At 51.1% G+C, this 20,088-nt stretch carries 16 protein-coding genes and 1 rRNA gene; 11 read left to right on the forward strand and 6 right to left on the reverse strand.

Features of this window, described 5'->3' with window-relative positions:
- Positions 1-143: 143 nt before the first annotated feature.
- Positions 144-494 (forward strand): DUF2200 domain-containing protein, encoded by a 351-nt coding sequence (locus tag D6024_RS24120; RefSeq protein ID WP_121357382.1) that lies wholly within the window; start codon positions 144-146, stop codon positions 492-494.
- A 250-nt stretch (positions 495-744) separates the two neighbouring features.
- On the opposite strand, the gene D6024_RS24125 is transcribed toward D6024_RS24120, so the two are convergent.
- Positions 745-1,317 (reverse strand): hypothetical protein, encoded by a 573-nt coding sequence (locus D6024_RS24125; RefSeq protein WP_121357383.1) that lies wholly within the window; start codon positions 1,315-1,317, stop codon positions 745-747.
- Positions 1,318-1,761: 444 nt separating this feature from the next.
- Here D6024_RS24125 and D6024_RS24130 point away from each other — a divergent pair, with 444 nt between their 5' ends.
- From D6024_RS24130 to D6024_RS24170, 8 genes are all read left to right on the forward strand, one after another.
- A complete protein-coding gene (locus D6024_RS24130; protein WP_121357384.1) occupies positions 1,762-2,247 on the forward strand; it encodes a DinB family protein in 486 nt (161 codons plus the stop codon).
- A 590-nt stretch (positions 2,248-2,837) separates the two neighbouring features.
- Positions 2,838-4,982 (forward strand): hypothetical protein, encoded by a 2,145-nt coding sequence (locus D6024_RS24140; RefSeq protein WP_121357386.1) that lies wholly within the window; start codon positions 2,838-2,840, stop codon positions 4,980-4,982.
- Between the two features lie 134 nt (positions 4,983-5,116).
- A complete protein-coding gene (locus D6024_RS24145; protein ID WP_121357387.1) occupies positions 5,117-5,419 on the forward strand; it encodes a hypothetical protein in 303 nt (100 codons plus the stop codon).
- A complete protein-coding gene (locus tag D6024_RS24150) occupies positions 5,420-6,070 on the forward strand; it encodes a Crp/Fnr family transcriptional regulator (RefSeq protein ID WP_205573363.1) in 651 nt (216 codons plus the stop codon).
- Between the two features lie 70 nt (positions 6,071-6,140).
- Positions 6,141-7,043 carry a hypothetical protein gene (locus tag D6024_RS24155; RefSeq protein WP_162944997.1) on the forward strand — a complete coding sequence of 301 codons (903 nt, stop codon included), beginning with the start codon at positions 6,141-6,143 and terminating at the stop codon, positions 7,041-7,043.
- A gap of 26 nt (positions 7,044-7,069) precedes the next feature.
- On the forward strand, positions 7,070-8,167 hold the full coding sequence (gene mnmA / locus D6024_RS24160; protein ID WP_121357405.1) for a tRNA 2-thiouridine(34) synthase MnmA: 1,098 nt from the start codon (positions 7,070-7,072) through the stop codon (positions 8,165-8,167).
- Positions 8,168-8,339: 172 nt separating this feature from the next.
- On the forward strand, positions 8,340-9,116 hold the full coding sequence (locus D6024_RS24165) for a hypothetical protein (RefSeq protein ID WP_121357389.1): 777 nt from the start codon (positions 8,340-8,342) through the stop codon (positions 9,114-9,116).
- A 3-nt stretch (positions 9,117-9,119) separates the two neighbouring features.
- Positions 9,120-11,114, forward strand: a complete 1,995-nt coding sequence (locus D6024_RS24170) for a S8 family serine peptidase (RefSeq protein ID WP_121357390.1) — start codon at positions 9,120-9,122, stop codon at positions 11,112-11,114.
- Here D6024_RS24170 and D6024_RS24175 read toward each other — a convergent pair.
- The 4 genes from D6024_RS24175 to D6024_RS24190 all read right to left on the reverse strand — a co-directional run bounded on the left by D6024_RS24175 (position 11,101) and on the right by D6024_RS24190 (position 17,337).
- Entirely contained in the window at positions 11,101-12,255 is a 1,155-nt protein-coding gene (locus D6024_RS24175; RefSeq protein WP_162944998.1) for an RsmB/NOP family class I SAM-dependent RNA methyltransferase, read from the reverse strand. The genes D6024_RS24170 and D6024_RS24175 overlap by 14 nt on opposite strands.
- 63 nt (positions 12,256-12,318) lie before the next feature.
- Positions 12,319-13,149: a hypothetical protein gene (locus tag D6024_RS24180; RefSeq protein WP_121357392.1), complete on the reverse strand. Its 831-nt coding sequence runs from the start codon at positions 13,147-13,149 to the stop codon at positions 12,319-12,321.
- A 71-nt stretch (positions 13,150-13,220) separates the two neighbouring features.
- Entirely contained in the window at positions 13,221-14,462 is a 1,242-nt protein-coding gene (odhB, locus tag D6024_RS24185; protein ID WP_121357393.1) for a 2-oxoglutarate dehydrogenase complex dihydrolipoyllysine-residue succinyltransferase, read from the reverse strand.
- Between the two features lie 109 nt (positions 14,463-14,571).
- Positions 14,572-17,337 carry a 2-oxoglutarate dehydrogenase E1 component gene (locus D6024_RS24190; protein WP_121357394.1) on the reverse strand — a complete coding sequence of 922 codons (2,766 nt, stop codon included), beginning with the start codon at positions 17,335-17,337 and terminating at the stop codon, positions 14,572-14,574.
- Between the two features lie 194 nt (positions 17,338-17,531).
- On the opposite strand from D6024_RS24190, the gene rpsT reads away from it, so the two are divergent.
- Together rpsT and D6024_RS24200 are read left to right on the forward strand one after the other, a co-directional pair.
- Positions 17,532-17,789 carry a 30S ribosomal protein S20 gene (gene rpsT, locus D6024_RS24195; protein WP_121357406.1) on the forward strand — a complete coding sequence of 86 codons (258 nt, stop codon included), beginning with the start codon at positions 17,532-17,534 and terminating at the stop codon, positions 17,787-17,789.
- A gap of 132 nt (positions 17,790-17,921) precedes the next feature.
- Complete coding sequence (locus tag D6024_RS24200) at positions 17,922-19,649, forward strand: M14 family metallopeptidase (RefSeq protein ID WP_121357395.1); 1,728 nt, start codon at positions 17,922-17,924, stop codon at positions 19,647-19,649.
- A 360-nt stretch (positions 19,650-20,009) separates the two neighbouring features.
- Here the strand turns inward: D6024_RS24200 and rrf are convergent.
- Positions 20,010-20,088, reverse strand: a 5S ribosomal RNA gene (gene rrf / locus D6024_RS27725); the annotation flags it as partial.

The raw sequence follows: 20,088 nt of genomic DNA on the forward strand, positions 1-20,088 counted from the left end.
GCTTGGGGCGATGAATAAACGGTTGGCGAATGCATCGATCATTAGTGGCGGCCCAAGGCTGGATGTTCAATGTATGCCGCCACTGCAGTCAGTTTTCACCGTTGACGACAAGAAATTAAGTTTGCCAAACAATCCCAACGAACATGAAGAAAGAAAGAGTCTATGCGCTCCTGTTTGCAAGTGTCTATCCCCTGTATATCAAAAAAGCAGAAGCAAAAGGACGCACCAGGGAAGAAGTAGACACCATTCTTTTTTGGCTGACAGGATATGATCAACAAAGCCTGCAGCAACAAATCGACAGCAAAAGTGATTTGGAAACTTTTTTTGCACAGGCGCCGCAAATCAATCCCAATGCTTCCAAAATCACCGGTGTTATTTGTGGCCATCGCGTGGAAGACATCGATGACAAGCTGATGCAAAAGATCCGTTATCTGGACAAGCTGATTGATGAACTGGCAAAAGGGAAGGCAATGGAGAAGATTTTAAGAAAATAAGGCGAATGACTGCAGGCAACATGCTCACTTGCCAAAGCACAGGCAACGATTTACAAATACACGCAGCAATTGGAGCTGAACAAACAACACTGCATTCAGCAGGTAATCCGAACAAGCCAATCCTGTTCGGCAGGTCAAACTCGAAAACAACAATGGCTTCGCTGGCAGCGAAGCCATCGCGGTATAGAAATCCTGCACGGAGCAAGCCGTTACCTGCTGTTCAAATATCCTACACCGGTTTACGTGAGCCTCAGAACTGCAGGTGGCCTGTATAGGGAAAGTTTCCGGCTTCAACATCGTCCTTAAAGTTCAACTGTCCTGTGACGCCTTCGAAATCACCCGTGCCACTGCCCTTTGCGATTGGGTGTTGACAACGGCCAAAGATTTCGGCGCCCAAAGGCGCACCGTTTTCGGCGCAGCCCTCAAATTTCGCTTCAAATTTGTAATCCGTCCGGAACGTACCCGTCTTTCCCTGGTAGGTGCCTACGAAATATTCCCGCCCCGACTCCCGGTAGGTGCCACTCGGCGAACACCCGAATTCGTCGATAAACACATACAGGCAACCTTGCAAATCCCCGGTCATTTTAACGGCATAGGCGGCTCCTTCCACCAGCGGTTCACATTCACCCGTTGCTGCGTAAAAGCCAACACCCGATACCTGCGTTGCACCGCCGGTATTCTTCAACGCTGCCTCCCCGCCTTTTTTTGCGGAATTTGTCCCGCTTCTTTGCGTTTGGTCAGCGGACATCGTGTTGTCTTTGGTGCAGCCGAAAATGACAGATGCCAGACAAAGAACCAGGCAGCTAAAAAACTTGTTGTTCATAATAGACCTCCAGATTTTATGGTGAATAAATAAGAGACTGTCTTGCGCCAAAGCGCAGGTCACGATCCCAACAAGAATCCGTAGGACACCGGAGCGTAGAAATAGGCAGGATGAAAATGGAAGAATATCAGCAGGGACTTACGACAATTTAACCAATAAAAACAAGAAGAGGTACCTTTTACAACATGTTTTTCCATTCGCGAACCTGGTGACCGTTTGAAAGCTGGATGGGTGAACGTTTGGTTACGAAATTTCAAATGGCAGTTGAACAGACAATTCAATAAGCGGAATTAAAGGCGTATGCACAGCTGCGATAGAAAAAGAGTAGAACCGCAACCGGATGCAAACCATTTTTTCAATTCGGGAACAGGCACAGGCCGACATCATTCTCTCAATAATTGTCACCGTTATCCTGTCGCCAGGGAAATTTTGTATTTTCCACGTATGACTTTCGCACAACAACTGGCAAAACATTTCCGCGAGGTGCACTTCGGCGGTAACTGGACGGACGTGAACCTGAAAGACACGCTGGCCGGCGTCGACTGGCAGCAGGCCACCACAAAGGTTCAGAACCTGAACACGATTGCAGCTCTCGTCTTCCACATCAACTACTATGTGCAGGCTGTTTTGCAGGTCTTACAGGGAAGCCCACTCGATGCCAGCGACAAGTTCAGCTTCAACCTGCCGCCCATCGCGTCGGAAGAAGACTGGCAGGCCCTGGTGAACAAGACCATGACGGAAGCCGAACGTTTTGCCGCGGAGATCGAACGGATGGACGACGCAAAACTGCTGGCCGATTTTGGAGACGGCAAATACGGCAATTACTACCGCAACCTCCACGGCATTATCGAGCATACCCACTACCACCTCGGGCAGATCTCGCTGATCAAAAAACTCATCAACGAGCCAAATGCCGCCGAAGCCGCCTGAGAAAAAGCGAACGATAAGGGCCGTCTTCTCCACATAAAGGTGAAACCTTCAAAGCTTGTCACTCCTGCCGCGGAGAGGCACACACGATTGAATTCCGGCAGCAGAATTTCAAACCTGCCTTCCCCTTGTTTCACCACGCTTTTTCTTGAAAAGCAAGGAGGCCCGGCTATTGGTTATTCCTTCAAATGAAGTAAATTAGGATTGCAATCAAAACGACTTCCCGCCAAAACAACCTGCACGCATTTTTCGCAGCAATGCAGCTCTGCCCCTTTGAAATCCGGTAACTGGTATGTGAGTGATCCCCTAAAAAAAACAGGCAACAGGAAACGGCAGCAATCTCTTTCGAAAGCGCAGGCTCAACCGAAAACAAAAAAGGCTTTTCTCCTGGCACCGGCCGCCGCCGGAGCTGGAGATTGCAACGGATTTGTTGAATCGCAACCGCCATCATTTTACAGAACCCGCCTTGCGAAAACAGCCCGGTTGCGGCATTGTACCGCTGCAAAACGACATTGATCCGGCACGCAAAAAGGAAAACGTTTCAGCTACTTAATTCTCGCACAACACCATTGTTCACCTCTAAAAGAAAAAGTATGGAAACAGTTAAACCGTCAGTTGCCACGCCAACGCAGGAAACGCTGGATGAATTGATCCTCTCACGCAAAAAATTTCTCTTCAAGCAGATCTTTGTTCCCCAGGTCGCACAGAGCAATACGTTTTGGGAAGAGCTGACCTGTGTCGGCTTCAACCCAAAGGAAAAGCGGATCGAGGGGATCGTGAGCCTCAAGCAATCGACGGGTTACGGCGGCACGCTCTGCAACCCCACTTCGAAAGAATATATCCGGTTCTTTGTCGATTTCAAAGACGGCTCCGGCTTCCAGGACATGGGCTACACGGGCTTTTCGGCCTGCGACTTCATGGACAATCCTCCCGAAGCCCAGCACCCCGTTATGTACATGTCGCAGCTCAAAATCGACGACGAGAAGTACCGCAAATTCCTCGACTGCAGTAAAGCCGTGATCCCGACCGTGAGAGGGGTTCTTGCCTGGAATGTGATCCCGCCGTCCAACCCGAATTATGTGCCGGCCTACGGGAACGTAAAAGATGTTTCCGTTCAACTGCAGCGCAAAACCTTCATCTTCTGGAAAGAGATTTTTGAACTGCTGAAGCTAAAGCCCAACATCGACCTGCTTCAACTGCTGCCACAGCAGGAGCCCATCACCCTGCAACCGCCGCAGCCACCACCCGTAGAAAGCCTTTACAAAGCCTACAGGGCGGCTGAAGTGCCCGACCACCGCATGTTTTACAGCACCGTCGGTTCGCTGGTTTCGGGCAACCAAACCTTCCTCAAGGCCACCACGTTCAACATCAACGACATCACCAAACTGCAGGTGAACCTCGACAACCTTGCAGACCTCCTGGCCAAGGACGACAACAAGGCCGATGTATCGTTCGAAGAAGTACGCTGCATAGGCATGAACACGGCCATCGATACACTGGGTGCCGTTATTCATGTGAAAAAGCCGAGCGGCTTTAACGGCAACATGTGCCAGAAAGGATCGATGGAACATGTGGCTTTCTGGGCCGACTGGGACAACGACGGCAATTTTGACGAATACCTCGGAACCGCCAGCGTGGAAGTGCACGACATTTCGAACATCCCGGCCGACGGCCTTTATTACAATGTGGCGTTGCCGGTGGATGTCAGCCGTCACCTGCGCAAATGCGCCAACCCCAACCGCATAAAAGTGCGAGCCGTGCTTTCGTGGGAAGCCCTGCCTTCCACCACCAATCCCAATGCACTCAACTTCTGGGGCAACCGCGTGGACTCCATAGTGCAGATCCGTCCAGGAACAGGCACCGGCGTAAAAAGCAAACTGACCTTCGTTGGCGGTGTAGACCGCGACGATATCGATCCCCTGCACTACCTGTACAACTACACCAACGTGTTCCCTACCATCCACAACAACCGGCCATGGGGTGGCGCCGTACGGTTCCAAGGCATCATCGACCGCAACGGGTTTAACGGCACGATCAAGTACAAACTGATGTACAAAAAATTCGGCGCCGCCGATACCGATTATGCCACGGTCTCCACGAATGAAACCATCCAGATGTTTGATTTCGGCACCTTCACCGAATTCAACGACATCCAAAATTCCCCCGACGGCTGGTTCGTGTACAAACAAAATGCGGGCATCGGTCTTTACAACGAAGACAACCACCTGGCCTGGTGGAACACGGGCGGGCTTACCGATGGCACCTATACCATCAAGCTGCTCTACACCGACGAATTCGGATTGGAACAGGTGGGCGATGAATTTTCCATGATCGTCAACAACAAACCCATGACGGTCAGCCCAACGGCCAATGCCACCGTGGACATCGGCTCCGACCTTGATGAAGTGATCGATGGCGGCGATTGCCACAGCTACGACAAGACCAATCCAACCATCAATGGTCACCTGCGGGCCGTGCATCCCTATTTTGGTTCGTGGAGCCTCCAACTGGAGCCTTCATCCCATACGCACAGCACCGTTCCGGCACCGACGGGCCGCAGCTACAATGCGCTGGCCGATACCGGCGATAGCAACGCGGTGTGGTCGCTCAACACGGCCAAGTTGGATCCCTGCGGGTACACGGTCAGCCTGCTTGCCAACACCCGTGTGATCCTGAACAGCTCTACCCTCTTCCCTCAATACGGACCGAAAGCGGTTGGTTTTGCCGTGCTTTCCTAAGCAATAAGGAATGGTCCGTTTGTTTCAAAAGCCTGCTTTTCCGGAGCAGGCTTTTCCTTTTTTGATGCAGGGCTGTAACATTCCGTTCTTCTTCTGCGTCACATGTTGCAATAACTCGAAAAGGTTTTTGAAAAATGGAATACAGGAACAGTTTTGGCAAAACCATTCTCACCAACCGGCCGGTCCGTCTCGGTCTTCGCTGGCTGCTGACTGCCGGTAGTGGCGGTTACGCACTTTGTTTCCTGCATCCTGTTCTCCTGGTTGCCGCAGGTTACCTGGTGGTGCAAAGTTCACTGGCGGATTTCCAGAAATTGATTCTCCTGGCGCTGGTTTGCCTGCTTTCTTCCTGGCTGGTTTGTGCCCGCCTCCGCACGGTTACGTCTTCTACAAATTTCCCTCGCCGCAGGACCAGGACAATACGCAAACAGGACAGCTAAATGCCTGCTGACCAACAAACCGAATGGTACTGTATCTTTATGCATCGCCATTTTTCCGCCATGCAACAGGCCGATCCATCTGCGCTAATCCGCTTTTTCCAGTCCGTGCATCCTTCCAGCGAAGCCATTGCGAGGGAGATTGCGGCCCATTTCCACCCGGCCAGCTACAAAAAAGGCGCGTTTTTCCTGGAAGAAGGAAAGCGCAGCCATGAGTATCTTTTCCTGGAAGAAGGTATCATGCGCTCCTATCTTTTCGACACGGAAGGATCGGAAGTGACCACGAATTTTTATACACCGGGCAACGTTGTTTTTGAAGCCGCTTCTTTTTTCCAGCACATTCCCTCCCCCGAATCGATCCAGGCCCTGACGGATTGCAATGCCTGGAAGATCACCTACGACGAACTCAATGCAATTTTTCATGCGTTGCCGGCTTTCCGCGAAACCGGCCGGGCCATCCTGGTCAGGACCCTGGTGTCGCTGAAGGTTCGCACCCTTTCCATGATCAATAAAACAGCGGAGCAACGCTATGCTGCACTTCTGCACTCCCAGCCGGACATCTTCCGGCATGTGCCACTGAAATACATTGCCTCCTTTCTGGGTGTGACCGATACCTCTCTTAGCCGCATTCGCAAAGAATTTGTGCAGCGCTGATTTCTTGTCAAATGGCAAGAGAATTCGTTGCTGCCGTTGCCAATTTTGTCGGCAACAAAGACAGCTTCTTATGCCTCTTCATCCTTTTTCCTTGTCCAACCTTTCGCTGGTTTTCCTCACTGCCGGCCTTTTGGTTTTCCTTTTCCGTCTTTGGAAGAAGACGGTCAGGGCTGCATCGCCGGAAGAAAAAAACCGGTTTCAAAAACCGGTGACACGGTTTGTACTCGTGTATGCCGTTTATGCCGCTGCCATTACCGTTTTGGCGGCCCTTGGTTTTTTCAGGGTGGCCACCATGCCACCGCGCTTTCTTGTCATCTTTTTGCCGATGTTGCTGGTGGTTGTGCTCCTGTCGGGGGCAAACCGTCGTAGTGCGCTATCGTTCCTTTCGCTTGTACCCCCGGCATTTTTGATCGGCGTACATGTTTACCGGCTTTTCATCGAACTCGTGTTCCTGCAATTTGCCCGGGAAGGATTGATCCCGGAAGTCCTTTCTTTCCACGGCCGGAACTTCGATCTTTTCATCGGCGTGCTGGCGCTTCCGGTGGCCTTCCTGTTCTGGAAAAAATGGCGGCTGGCCCGATTCGCCGGGATTGTTTTCAACGTCCTGGGATTGCTTTCCCTGCTCAACATCTTCTCCATTGCCATTCGGTCGCTGCCGTCGGTGTTCAGGGTGTACGAGACTCTTTACCTCCCTCTGTATTTCCCGGGAATCCTGATCGTTTTCCTGGCCTCGGCGGCGGTTTTCCTGCACGTGCTTTCGCTGCGGCAATTGCTGCCTGCCCGGCAAGCACTGGTGACCGCACCCCCCTGTCACGTCTCCCCAAATCCGGGGCGCAACCCTGCCTTCCAGCCTGTAAAGACAACGCGGCAGGAACACCCTAAGACCGGGAAAAGACTGCGTTTTCTGCTCTCCCTGCTACACCGGCAATTGCCATTTTTTGAGAGGGGTTTTCTTAACAAATGCAGATTTTAACCGGTTGTATCTTTGCCCTCTTCATTATGAGCAGGAAAGGAAAAGTTTTGGTAGCCATGAGCGGCGGTATCGATAGCACGGTGACAGCTTTGATGCTTCACCAGCAGGGCTACGAGGTTGTGGGCATCACCATGAAAACATGGGATTACGCGGCCAGTGGCGGTTCGAAAAAGGAAACCGGTTGTTGCAACCTCGACTCGTTTAACGATGCCCGCATGGCGGCAGTACAGCACGGCTTTCCGCACTACATTCTCGACATCCGCGAAGAGTTTGGCTCTTTTGTCGTGGAAAATTTTGTTGATGAATACCTGGCCGGCCGCACGCCAAATCCCTGTGTGCTGTGCAACACGCACATCAAATGGCGGGCTTTGCTGAAACGTGCCGACGCACTCGGTTGCGAGTTCATCGCTACCGGCCACTATGCGCAGGTGCGCCAGCACGACAACGGCCGCTTCGTGATCAGCAAGGGCGTTGACGAAACCAAAGACCAGAGCTACGTGCTGTGGGGCCTGCAACAGGACCTGCTTTCGCGTACGCTGCTGCCGCTGGGCCCTTACAGAAAAACGGAGATTCGCCAGATGGCCGAGGATTTCGGCTACCCCGAACTGGCCAAAAAAAGCGAGAGCTACGAGATTTGCTTTGTTCCCGACAACGACTACCGCGGCTTCCTGAAACGCAAGGTAGAAGGATTGGAAGAGCAGGTTGCCGGCGGATCGTTCGTGGACAAGGAAGGAAACATCCTGGGACAGCACAAAGGCTACCCCTTCTATACCATCGGTCAGCGCAAAGGCCTTGACATTACGTTTGGCAAACCGGTTTATGTAACAGCCATCAATCCTGATACCAACACAGTTGTTTTGGGCGATGAAGAAGACCTGGAAAAAGAAGACATGCGGGTGGCAAAAATCAACTGGATCAAATACGATGGCTTGCAGGAGCCAATGGAGGCGCTGACCAAAATCCGCTACAAAGACAAAGGCTCCTTTTCCGTACTGACACCATCGGGAATCGGCGATGTATCCGTTCGCTTTTTCGAGAAAGCCAAAGGCATCGCTCCGGGTCAAAGCGCCGTCTTTTACGAAGGCGACGATGTGATCGGCGGTGGCATTATTCAGCGCGGTTAGGTAGCTGGTAGTAGATATTGGGATATTGAGATAGTAAGATATTGAATGGATTTTCATGAGGCAGTCATAATGCATACCCACTATCTAATATCCCAATATTCTTGTCCCGCTCTCTACCTATTCAGTTTTTCTCTACTTTAGTGCCGCCTCTATTTAATGGCAACCAATCTCCATGAATACGTCTGCATTGATGAAAACAACCCGACTGCTCCCCCTTCTTGCCTTGTTTTTACTTGCCAGTTGTAAAAAAGAAAGCGAAAGCCTTCAGTCTGAAGCAGTTTCCGACTACCTGCCTGCACAAACGGGCAAATACAGGATTTACCGGCTTGACTCCACTTTGTTTACCAGTTTTGGAACGGTAACAACGGTCCGTTCCTACCAGGAAAAACACCTGGTGGACCAATCCATCACCGACGCCGCAGGACGTCCCGCCTACCGTGTGTTCCGCTATCTCCGCGATGCAGCAGGTACTGAAGGATGGCAGGCAGCCGGTTCCTATGCGATTGTGCCGGGAACCGCCAGCGTGGAAGTGGTGGAAAACAACCTGCGCTTTGTAAAGCTGACGTCGCCCATTAGCCAGGACAAAACCTGGAAGGGCAACCGCTACTTGCCGGCCGATCCGTATAGCGCATTTTACGGGTTTAGCAATGACGATAACATGGCGGACTGGGATTATACCTATACCGGTACCGGCGAAACCCTGACACTGAACGGCCAGACCTACAACGACGTGCTCACCGTGCAGGAGGCAGATGAAAGCGTCAATGCCCCCGTGACACAACCGTCGGCCTATGGATATATGAACTACGCCGTGGACAAATATGCAAAAGGACTCGGCCTGGTTTACCAGGAGCTGACCATGTGGGAATACCAGCCCAATACCACCAGTGGCGGCAATGGTTACAAAACCGGCTTTGGCGTAAAACGTTCCCTGATCGATCACAATTAACACATGAAACAATTCCTGGTTTCGCTGCTGATCCTGACAGCAGCCGCAAGCAATGCCCAATCGTACGGCCGGTACATTGTCCGGTTCAAAAACAAGGCAACCACGCCTTATGCCATTGCCAACCCGTTACCCTACCTTTCGCAACGGGCCATCGACCGCAGAACAACGTACAACATTGCCATCGACAGCACCGACCTGCCTGTGACATCGCGCTATATCGACAGTGTTCGCCTCGCCGGCGCGGTCACCATCCTGAATGTTTCGCGGTGGCTGAACCAGGTTTCCATTCAAACCAACGATGCAGCGGCACTGGCAAAAATTGCCTCGTTTGCCTTTGTGGAAAGAACAGCGCCGATTGCCGCAAAGCGGGTCGGGGACAGTGGAAAAGAAGGCATACAGGCAAAACGCTTCTCCAATCGAAAACTGAAAAAAGCACGCCATTTCAAGCCTGCAGCTGATTATTTCAATTACGGTTCGTCCTTTCCGCAAATCCATATTCACAACGGCGAGTTCCTGCACAACATTGGCCTGCGCGGCCAGGGTATGGTCATTGGCATGATCGACGCCGGCTTTTATCACTACACGACGCTGAAAGCATTTGACAGCGTAAACCAGAATGGCCAGGTGCTGGGGGTCTACGATTTTGTGGCCAAAGACAACAGCGTAATCGAAGACCATACACACGGCATGCAATGTTTTTCGGTGATCGCGGCCAACGTGCCCGGACAATTTGTAGGATCGGCGCCCAAGGCCGGTTTTTACCTGTTTCGCAGCGAAGACGCCGCGTCGGAATACCCGATCGAAGAGCACAACTGGGTGTGTGCGGCCGAACGGGTAGACAGTGCCGGCGGCGACGTGATTTCGTCTTCGCTTGGCTACAACACCTTCGATGATGCGTCATTCAATCATACCTATGCAGACCTGAACGGCAATACGACCATGGCAGCCATCGGCGCCGACCTGGCAGCCAAAAAAGGAATTTTGGTGCTGAACTCCGCAGGCAATGAAGGCGCCGGTAGCTGGGGGAAGATCGTTACGCCGGCCGACGGAGACAGTGTACTGGCAGTCGGTGCGGTGAGTGCCTCCGGGATACCCGGTTCATTTTCCAGCCGCGGTCCTTCAGCCGATGGGCAGGTGAAGCCGGATGTTGCATCGGTTGGCGTGAACGCGGTGGTACAAACGGCGTCGAATACAATCGGCACCAACAACGGCACTTCGTTTTCCTGTCCCAACATGGCAGGCCTTGCAACCTGCCTCTGGCAGGGCTTCCGGGAGTTCAACAACATGCGCATCGTGAAAGCGATCCAGCAGGCCGGCGACCGGGTAACAACACCCAACGACACAACAGGCTACGGCATTCCCGACATGGTAAAAGCCACGCTGCTTTTGCTGAAAGATTTTTCTTCGGCCACCGCCACCACGTCGGCCTGCAAAACCTCGCTGGCCTGGACCAGCAAGGACGCCAAGGGCATGCGGTACGAAATTGAACGCAAAGCACCGGGAGAGACAGCCTTTTCCAAAATCGGCGAAAAAGCAGCCGCCGGAACGATCTTTGGAACACAGCACTACCAGTTTACCGACAGTCTGATCAACATACAGGCCGGCACCCTTACCTACCGCATCCGGCAGTGGGCAGATACGGCGTCTAGTGTAGCGCAGGGCGCGGATTACATCGATACGGTTTCCGTTGTTTTGGCCAGCAGTTGCATCACCACGCCGGTCACCAATGTTCCGGTCAGTGCGGAAGAATTCGTGGTATCCCCCAACCCCGCCATCGACCAGATTCGCTGCCGGCTCACGACCACCTATCCCATCCCGCAACTCACGCTTCGCCTGGTCGACAGCAAAGGAGCCATCGTGCAGGTTGTGCACACGTCGAAATTGTCGGGAACAGCGACTTTTGAACTCCCGCTACGCCAACTGGCTAAGGGAAGCTATTACGTGGCCGCATACAACGGAGAGAAACGCATTGCCACAAAAGAATTCATGAAGTTGTAAACAAGGCAGCAAACAGCGTGTCGCCTTTTTTTTCATAGCCGGTAAAATACTGCTGCGAGAGCACCTGCAGTCCTGCGTGTTGTTGCAGGTAGGCCACGACAGATTCATTTTCTTTCCGGAAAACAGAACAGGTGATGTAAAGGAAATAGCCTTTGGGTTGCAGGTATTTACTTGCGTTCAGGGCTATACGTTTTTGCAGGTCGGCGTAGGTGTCAATTTTTTCATTTGGGAAAAATGAAAGCTGTTCCGGCGTTCGTCCCCACGTACCCGAGCCGCTGCAAGGCGCGTCGCAAAGGATGATGTCGAATTTTTGCCGCAGGGAAAACCGCGGCGATGAAACATCGGCAACAAAGGTGCGGTCGGCTGCAACGCCGGCCCGTTTCAGGCGGTTGCGCAGGTTGAAAAGAATGCTTTCGCGGATGTCGCTGGCCGTGATCCGGAGGCGGGGAAAGGTGTCGTGCAGGAGGATGGTTTTTCCTCCGCTGGCCGCACAGCAGTCCCACGCAGTGGCCGGTGAAGGAAGGCTGGGTACCTGTTGCTGAAGCGGTTGCAAAACCTGCTGCGAACTGATATCCTGTACGACGGCTTCTTCATCCAGGCGAATGATTTCATCCACCTTTGTCGTGTTGGCCATCCGCAGGCAGGAACCGTCCCCGGAAAAAGCAATACCGGCAGTTTGTAATTTTTGGTGGACTGCTTTCTCTTTTCCCGGCCGAATGCGCAGAAACAGGTCGGGCTGTTGTAAAAAAGAAAGCCGGAAGGCCTCCTGGTCAATTGCCGGACTTAGTTCATCCGGAAAAGGAAAGATCGTGTCGTCGATCGAAGCGCCCAGAAATTGAAGTTTTTCCTGTAAAGATTGATCGGAGACCGCCTGCCATTCGGGCTTGCATTCCCTAACAAATGCACTGTTGCGATGGCAGAGCAACTGGGCTGCCAGCATTCGTTCTCCCCTTTCCTGCCAGGCAAAAGCGTTGCCCAGGCGGAAATAACAAAAACAAAGGTCTGCGATCAGCCGCCGGTCTTTGGATCCAAATTTTTTGTGCTGGCGAAAATGGTTTTTCAGCCAGGCGGCAAACGGAATATCCCCGCTGTACTGCGCTAGGATTTCAACTGACGATTGCAAATAAGACTGTAGCCGCATGGCAGGTTTGCTGAAACAAAAAAGCGATTGCAGGTGCAATCGCTCTTGTGAAAAACGTTTTCGTTATTGATAGTGATACGTAACGGTCGATGTTGAACTTCCCGAGGTATTCACACCGGTCGCCGGTTGGTTATTGCTGTTGTAGGTATACGCCACCGATGTGATCGTGGTCGCCGCCGGTGACGTGGCAACAACGGTCTTTTTCGTGGCGTTGTTGGCCGAATAAAAATCACCCATTCCCAACACCGGCGCATCGGCTGCAAACTGCATCGGGTTGACCTTCGTGTCAAATTCATACGTGGTGGTGGCGTCGAGGGTAAAGCCGGCGCCAACATCCGTGTAGGACTTGATAGTGGCCAGGTTGCTGCCGTTGTAGGTATACTCTTCTTTGGTATCGGGACTATAACCCGTGCCATCGTCAAAATACGTGATCATCGTAACCAGCTTGCCCGATGCGTCGTAACTGTACACAATGCTGTCGGCAACGGGCTGTCCCATAAAGCTGTAGTGACTGACACCATAAATGTATTGGGACTTTGCATTGTCGATGACAAAATTCATCACCAGGCTGTCATCCAAACCGATTTGCGGAAAGATGCTTGAAATCGTAGTTAGCGAGGTGATAAGATTGGCCGAATTGCGTTTGATCTTCGACTGCAAATCGAATGACTGTCCGTTGACCGTTCCGTCATCGGTGATCTCTGAAAGAACAGCGCCGCTGTAAACGAAATTGGTTGTTGTGGAATCAGTTCCGGCACGGACACCCATTTGGACCAGTTTTGCAGCGCCGCCACCTGATGCAGGCGTGCCGTTGCCGTTTTCAAGGCTTGGTTCTTTGGTGCAGGCTGTCAGTAAAAGGGCTACAACCGGAAATGCGATCAGCAGATTTTTCATTGAACGAGTATTATTAGCAATAAGATACGTTTCTACACAATTCTGTGTTAACGTAACGCTGCGGTGGAATGTTATATTTCCAGCAATGTTTTTACCGGGTCTTTGCCGATCAGCAACAGCTCAGGGTTTTCGAGAAGTTCTTTTACCCGCACCAGGAAGGACACCGACTCCCGTCCGTCGATGATGCGGTGGTCGTAACTCAGGGCCACATACATCATGGGCCGTACCACCACCTGCCCGTCTACCACTACCGGACGCTCCTGGATTTTGTGCATACCCAGGATTGCCGATTGCGGGATATTGATGATCGGCGTACTCAGAAGCGAGCCAAACACGCCTCCGTTGGTAATGGTGAAAGTTCCGCCCTGCATTTCTTCAAGGGCCAGTTTGTTTTCCCGTGCCTTTGTGGCCAGCTCGACCACTTTCTTCTCTATTTCGGCCATGCTCAGGCTTTCGGCGTTTCGGATAACGGGCACCACCAGTCCTTTGGGTGCAGATACGGCAATGGAGATATCGCAATAGTTGTGATAAACGATCGAGTCGCCGTCGATATAGGCATTCACGGCCGGCCATTCGGCCAGTGCATAACAAACGGCTTTGGTAAAGAAGGACATAAAGCCAAGGTTCACGGCGTGCTTCTCTTTGAACTTGTCTTTGTTGGCGGCCCGGATGGCCATGATGCGACTCATGTCTACTTCGTTGAAGGTCGTGAGCATAGCCGTGGTGTTTTTGGCTTCTACCAGGCGACGGCTAACCGTCTTCCGGAGATTGCTCATCTTTTCGCGGCCTTCCGTGCGGTTGAACAGTTCAACACCGGGCTTGCGGCCGGGATGCTCCAGCGCATGCAGCACGTCTTCTTTCAGGATCTTCCCGTTATAGCCACTCGGCTGGATATTTTTCGGATCGACTTTTTTATCTGCAATGATTGCAGAAGCAACGGGAGTTGCTTTTACATCAGCTTGGGGTTGGGCCGACGGCGCTGCAGCCTGGGCTGCCGGTTGCGCTTCCTGCTTCGCCGGTTCGGGCTTGCTTTCCGCTTTGGGAGCAGCGGCAGGAGCAGCCGCGCCTTCCGGTTTGGCGGCTGTTTCATCAATCTGCGCCACGGTATCGCCAATATTCAGGGTGTCGCCTTCCTTGCCAACCGTTTTCAAAACGCCTGCCTGTTCCGCATTGAGTTCAAAAGTGGCTTTTTCACTTTCCAGTTCGGCAATTACTTCATCACGCTCTACATAATCACCATCAGCCTTCAGCCATTTCACCAATGTGACTTCGTTAATAGATTCGCCTACAGTCGGGACTTTAATTTCAATCATTGCTATCGTTTGAAGTGGAGCAAATTTCGGATAAAATAGGTTATTACAAGGGATAAGGAAAAAGGAGAGGCAGTTGTTGCGGCCTCTCCTGTCTATTTCTGTTGTTGCATCAAATGGTAAATGCTGTTTCCACGATCTCGGCCTGTTCCTGTGCATGCACCTTGGAATAACCGCTTGCCGTGGCCGCACTGGGCTGCCGGCTGATGATACCGTAGTTGATACTTTTCAGGTTCATCTGCATAAAGCTGGCAGCACCCATGTTCAGCGGTTCTTCCTGTACCCAGAACCAGGTGGCCTTGCTGTATTTTTTGTGTAAAGCTTCCAGTTGCTTGTAGGGCAAAGGATAGAGTTGCTCCACGCGAACGATGGCGACGTCTGTCCGGTTGTCTTTTTGCTGCCGGTCGGCAAGGTCGTAATACACTTTGCCGCTGCAGAACAAGACTTTTTTCACGTCACCGGCCTCCTTCACAAAGGCATCGTCAATCACTTCTTTAAAGCGGCTGCTGCCGGTAAATTCGCTGACATGCGAATAGGTAGCAGGCAAACGGAGATTGGCTTTGGGCGAGAAGTTGACCAGCGGTTTGCGGAACGGCCAGGTAAGCTGGCGACGCATCACATGGAAAAAATTCGCGGCCGTGGTAATGTTTGTCACCACCATGTTTAATTCTGCACAAAGCTGCAGGAAGCGCTCCAGTCGTGCGCTGCTGTGTTCGGGACCCTGCCCCTCATATCCGTGCGGCAACAACATGACCACGCCGTCCATGCGCTGCCATTTTTGTTCGGCAGAGGCAATGAACTGGTCGATGATGATCTGTGCACCGTTGGCAAAATCGCCAAACTGCGCTTCCCAGATCACAAGGTTGTTGGGATTGGCGAGAGCATAACCGTATTCAAAACCCAAAACGGCATATTCGCTCAGTAGCGAATTGTAGATTCGCAGTTGGCCCTGGCCTTCCTGGAAATGATTCAACCGGTTGTATTCCTGGTTGTTTGTTTCGTCATAGATCACCGCGTGCCGATGGGAAAAGGTTCCCCGCTTCACATCCTGCCCGCTCATCCGGATATCCTTGTTTTCGACAAGAAGACTGCTGTAGCCCAGTAATTCACCGGTTGCCCAGTCTACCTTTTGGTCTGTTTCGAATAATTTGAGTTTATCCTGCAGAAGCTTGTCCACTTTGCGCAGCGGCTTAAAGCCTTCCGGATAGCGCATCAGTCCTGTAAACAGTTTCTGAAACGCGTCTTCACTGATGGCTGTGATCGGCGACTGGTCAAAGTCTCCTTCCGCCGCCCGGCGCAGGCTTTTCCACCACAATTCGGGTTGCTGGTAATTATAGGGAAGGGGGTTTTGCTTTACTTCATCGAGCCGTTCCTGCAAATCGCTCCAGAATTTCTTCTCCATGTCCTTCGCGAGTTGCTGTGCATCGGCTTCGCCATTCTGCAACAGGTATTGCACATAGGTTTCCCGCGGGTTGGCGTGCTTTTCAATCAGCGAGTAAAGCTGGGGTTGTGTAAACTTGGGATCGTCACCCTCGTTGTGACCATGGCGGCGGTAGCACACCATGTCGACAAAAATATCAGCATTGAATTGCTGGCGGTAGCGGGTGGCGATTTCAACGCACTTGACCACGGCTTCCGGGTCATCGCCATTCACATGCAACACGGGTGCCTGAACGGTGGCCGCGACAGACGTGCTGTAGTAAGAACTTCGTGCATCATCAAAGTCCGTGGTAAAACCAATCTGGTTATTGATGACAAAGTGAATGGTGCCGCCGGTATAAAAGCCATCCAGATCACTCATCTGGATCACCTCGTATACGATACCCTGCCCCGCAACCGATGCATCACCGTGGATCAAAATGGGCAGTACGGCATCGAATTCCGATTCGTAAAGGCAATCAGCCTTCGCCCGTGAATAGCCCAGAACCACGGGATTGACAGCCTCCAGGTGTGAAGGATTTGGCGTCAGCTTCATGTGAAGCTTTTTGCCGGTCGGTGTTTCTATTTCGGAGGCGAAGCCGAGGTGGTATTTCACGTCGCCGCTTCCCATCGTCTGATCAGGAATAGCGGTTCCTTCAAATTCGCTGAAGATCTGCTCGTAAGTTTTCCCCAGGATATTTGCCAGCACATTCAATCGGCCGCGGTGCGCCATGCCAATGACAACTTCTTTCACACCGCTTTCGGCGCCGGTATTGATGATGCTGTCCAGCGCTGCAATTGCCGTTTCGCCGCCTTCGAGAGAAAAACGCTTCTGCCCGATGTATTTTGTATGAAGAAACTTCTCGAAGATGACGCCTTGATTTAGTTTTTCCAGGATCCGCTTTTGTGTTTGCAGCGGAACGGGCTCACCCAATTTGTTCTCCACCTCATTTTGCAGCCATGCCAGTCGGTCTTCCCGCAGTACATAGGCGTACTCGATCCCCACATGGCGGGTGTAAATCGCCTGCAATTTGTCCAATATCTGTTGCAAGGTGGCATTGGGCAGGCCAATGAACTGGCCGGCCACGAAACTGCGTGACAGGTCAGCATCGGTCAGGCCGAAATATTTCAGGTCAAGGTTAGCGCCCCTGTCCTTTCGTTTTCGAATGGGGTTGGTAGTGGCCACCAGGTGGCCTTTATCGCGGTAGGCCTGGATCAGGCTGTAAACGGAAAATTCTTTCGCCAACTGAGCGCCATCCGGGGCTGTCCCGGCAACGGGCTGCGCAGCCACGGCAACAGCTTGTCCGTTAGGAGCCTGGCCGCTGCTAACAGCAAAATCGAAACCTTCGAAAAAGCGACGGAACTCCGGGTCAATGCTTTCCGGGTTTTTCACAAAATCCTGGTAAAGACTTTCGATGTAGGATGGATGGGAATGCGTAATGAAACTAAAATCCTTCATGAGTGGAGAAATTTCGTTGGGATGGCAAATATACCGCCGAAGCGTTGATAAGTTTGCAGCGCAAAAGCAGAAATCCTGCGCCAGTGGGCAGGCAGCTTTTACAGGGTGCGTTTTGCTTAACAAAAAATTTCGACTTCAAGCTCCCGAATATCGAATGTTTCCCCTACATTTGCCGTCCGAAATTCAAAAAGAACATGGCTAATCATAAGGCAACAAAAAAAGATGTACGTCAATCTGCTAAGCGCCGCGAACGCAACCGTTATTATGGCAAAACTACCCGTAATGCCATCCGCGATCTGAGAGCGGTAACTGATGCTGCGGCTGCCGGTGAGCAACTGCCTGAAGTAGCTTCCATGATTGATAAATTAGCGAAGCGTGGCGTCATTCACAAAAACAAAGCAGCGAACCTGAAAAGCAAGCTGGCAAGAAGAGTGAATACACTGGCCAAATAAGCTTTCGCGTGAACGATACGTAAAGCATCCTGCGCAACCGGGATGCTTTTTTATTGCCGTAAGCCTGCAACCTTTCCTGTAAGCCATTTTACCCTGCCTCTGCAGCAATAGCAAGTTCGTGTAAATTCGCTGATGCGAAATGTTCTCCTTCCTCTTTTTCTCTTTTATACTCTTTCCGCGACCAGCCAGAATTTCCGTACACAGTTTGAGCAATCCGGCGGTACCGAATCGCCAACGTATCCTGCCATCATCCGCTGGTGGAAAGCGCTTGATGCTGCCTATCCCCAGGTGAAAATGATGGAAATGGGACCGACCGATGCCGGCTTTCCCCTGCACCTGATTCTTGTGTCAACGGCAAGAACCTTTGACATCAAGGCGATCAAACAACAAAAGAAGAATATCATTTTCATCAACAACGGTATCCATCCCGGCGAACCCGATGGCATCGACGCATCGATGTTGCTGGTGAGAGATATCGTTCAGGGCAAATACAGCTTGCCATCCAACATCGTGCTGGCATTTATTCCGGTTTACAATATCGGTGGGGCACTCAACCGCAGCGCCAACTACCGGATCGACCAGAACGGACCCGTAGAAAAAGGGTTTCGCGGAAATGCCCAAAACCTGGACCTGAACAGGGATTTTATCAAGATGGATTCGAAGAATGCCGTTTCGTTTGCCCGCATCTTTCATTACCTGGATCCCGACGTTTTTGTCGACAATCACGTTAGCAACGGCGCCGATTACCAGCACGTCATGACATTACTGGTTTCGCAGCATAATAAGCTAGGAGGCGTGATGGGCGAATTTATGAGCAGAACTTTTGAACCCGGCCTTTATCCATTGATGAAGAAAAAAGGATTTGATCTCGTGCCGTATGTAAACCATTTTGGTGAAACACCAGACAAAGGCTGGCCGGAATTCTGGGACAGCCCCCGCTATGGAAGCGGCTATGGCACGCTCTGGAACACGTTTTCTTTTGTGCCGGAAACACACATGTTAAAGCCATATAAGCAACGGGTGGAAGCAACGAAAGCGTTAATGGAAAGCTTTATTGAATTCACGGAGCTGCATGGAAAAGAAATTACGTCATTGCGGGAAGCAACCCAACGAAACCAACAGCAGCAAACGACATTTCCGCTTGCCTGGAAATGGGACAGGACAAAATCAACCACAATCACGTTCAAAGGCTTTGAATCCGGAATGAAAAAAAGCGAGGTTTCAGGCATAGACAGGTTATACTATGACCGTACCAAACCGTATGAAAAGCAAATTCCTTTTTTCAACACCTATATCGATACCTTTTCGGTAACAAAACCGAAAGCCTACCTAATTCCCCAAGGGTGGTGGAAAGTCATCGAGCGACTACAGGCCAACGGCGTTCAAATGCAACGTCTCGAAAAAGACACCATACTTGACGTGGAAGCCTACCGGATCGAAGACTATAAATCCGGAGCAAGGCCTTATGAAGGACATCACGTGAATAGTAATGTGCAGGTCGCGAAAACAACAAAAAAAGTCGCCTTACGCAAAGGCGATTACTATATTTCGCTGAACCAGCCAGGCATTCGTTTCCTTATTGAAACATTGGAGCCTCAAGCAGAGGACAGTTATTTCGCCTGGAATTTCTTTGATCCGATCCTGGGCCAAAAGGAAGGCTATTCTGATTACGTGTTTGAAGAAACTGCAGCTGGTTATTTGAAAACACACCCGGATCTGAAACAAAAAATGGCAGATCGCCTTGCTGCTGACAGTACGTTTAGAAAAAATGGTTCGGCGCAATTAAATTTTGTCTTCCAAAATTCTTCATACTACGAGCCGGCACATATGACATACCCTGTTTATCGTCTAACGAAGTAAACATGTACATTTTCAGAAGGCTGAACTTTTAACAGGTATAAACGTGTTTGCGCAGATCTTGTATCGAATAAATCTCAGAACGGCGTGTTGTAGCCAATAGATCTGAAGCGGAATAATAAGTGGACTAATACCTATATACTTCAAAAAATATTTACTGGGGGAAAGTTTTGTGTTACATGCAAACTGGCAAACAATGATGGGCATACAAATGCGTTATAATATATTCATTACGCTTTATATTCATTACGCTTTCGATTCTAACTCATTAACAAGAATAAACGGAGTGTAACAGAGTACTTTGCATTTTTTTGAGTTGGCATAAAAAAAGCCTTTCATTTCTGAAAGGCTTTTTTTTAATAAATATGGCAGTTACCTACTCTCCCGCATTGTGGTGCAGTACCATCGGCCATGAGGGGCTTAACTTCTCTGTTCGGAATGG

This window comes from Flavisolibacter nicotianae (assembly GCF_003628535.1).
Classification (GTDB): domain Bacteria; phylum Bacteroidota; class Bacteroidia; order Chitinophagales; family Chitinophagaceae; genus Flavisolibacter; species Flavisolibacter nicotianae.

What these genes read in the sequence shown, in the direction of transcription:
- D6024_RS24130 (WP_121357384.1), top strand. Translation starts at nt 1,762, where the DNA reads ATGACTTTCGCACAACAACTGGCAAAACATTTCCGCGAGGTGCACTTC.
- D6024_RS24120 (WP_121357382.1), top strand. Translation starts at nt 144, where the DNA reads ATGAAGAAAGAAAGAGTCTATGCGCTCCTGTTTGCAAGTGTCTATCCC.
- D6024_RS24155 (WP_162944997.1), top strand. Translation starts at nt 6,141, where the DNA reads ATGCCTCTTCATCCTTTTTCCTTGTCCAACCTTTCGCTGGTTTTCCTC.
- D6024_RS24200 (WP_121357395.1), top strand. Translation starts at nt 17,922, where the DNA reads ATGCGAAATGTTCTCCTTCCTCTTTTTCTCTTTTATACTCTTTCCGCG.
- D6024_RS24165 (WP_121357389.1), top strand. Translation starts at nt 8,340, where the DNA reads ATGAATACGTCTGCATTGATGAAAACAACCCGACTGCTCCCCCTTCTT.
- D6024_RS24190 (WP_121357394.1), bottom strand. Translation starts at nt 17,337, where the DNA reads ATGAAGGATTTTAGTTTCATTACGCATTCCCATCCATCCTACATCGAA.
- rpsT (WP_121357406.1), top strand. Translation starts at nt 17,532, where the DNA reads ATGGCTAATCATAAGGCAACAAAAAAAGATGTACGTCAATCTGCTAAG.
- D6024_RS24180 (WP_121357392.1), bottom strand. Translation starts at nt 13,149, where the DNA reads ATGAAAAATCTGCTGATCGCATTTCCGGTTGTAGCCCTTTTACTGACA.
- D6024_RS24140 (WP_121357386.1), top strand. Translation starts at nt 2,838, where the DNA reads ATGGAAACAGTTAAACCGTCAGTTGCCACGCCAACGCAGGAAACGCTG.
- D6024_RS24175 (WP_162944998.1), bottom strand. Translation starts at nt 12,255, where the DNA reads ATGCGGCTACAGTCTTATTTGCAATCGTCAGTTGAAATCCTAGCGCAG.
- D6024_RS24170 (WP_121357390.1), top strand. Translation starts at nt 9,120, where the DNA reads ATGAAACAATTCCTGGTTTCGCTGCTGATCCTGACAGCAGCCGCAAGC.
- D6024_RS24150 (WP_205573363.1), top strand. Translation starts at nt 5,420, where the DNA reads ATGCCTGCTGACCAACAAACCGAATGGTACTGTATCTTTATGCATCGC.
- D6024_RS24145 (WP_121357387.1), top strand. Translation starts at nt 5,117, where the DNA reads ATGGAATACAGGAACAGTTTTGGCAAAACCATTCTCACCAACCGGCCG.
- D6024_RS24125 (WP_121357383.1), bottom strand. Translation starts at nt 1,317, where the DNA reads ATGAACAACAAGTTTTTTAGCTGCCTGGTTCTTTGTCTGGCATCTGTC.
- odhB (WP_121357393.1), bottom strand. Translation starts at nt 14,462, where the DNA reads ATGATTGAAATTAAAGTCCCGACTGTAGGCGAATCTATTAACGAAGTC.
- mnmA (WP_121357405.1), top strand. Translation starts at nt 7,070, where the DNA reads ATGAGCAGGAAAGGAAAAGTTTTGGTAGCCATGAGCGGCGGTATCGAT.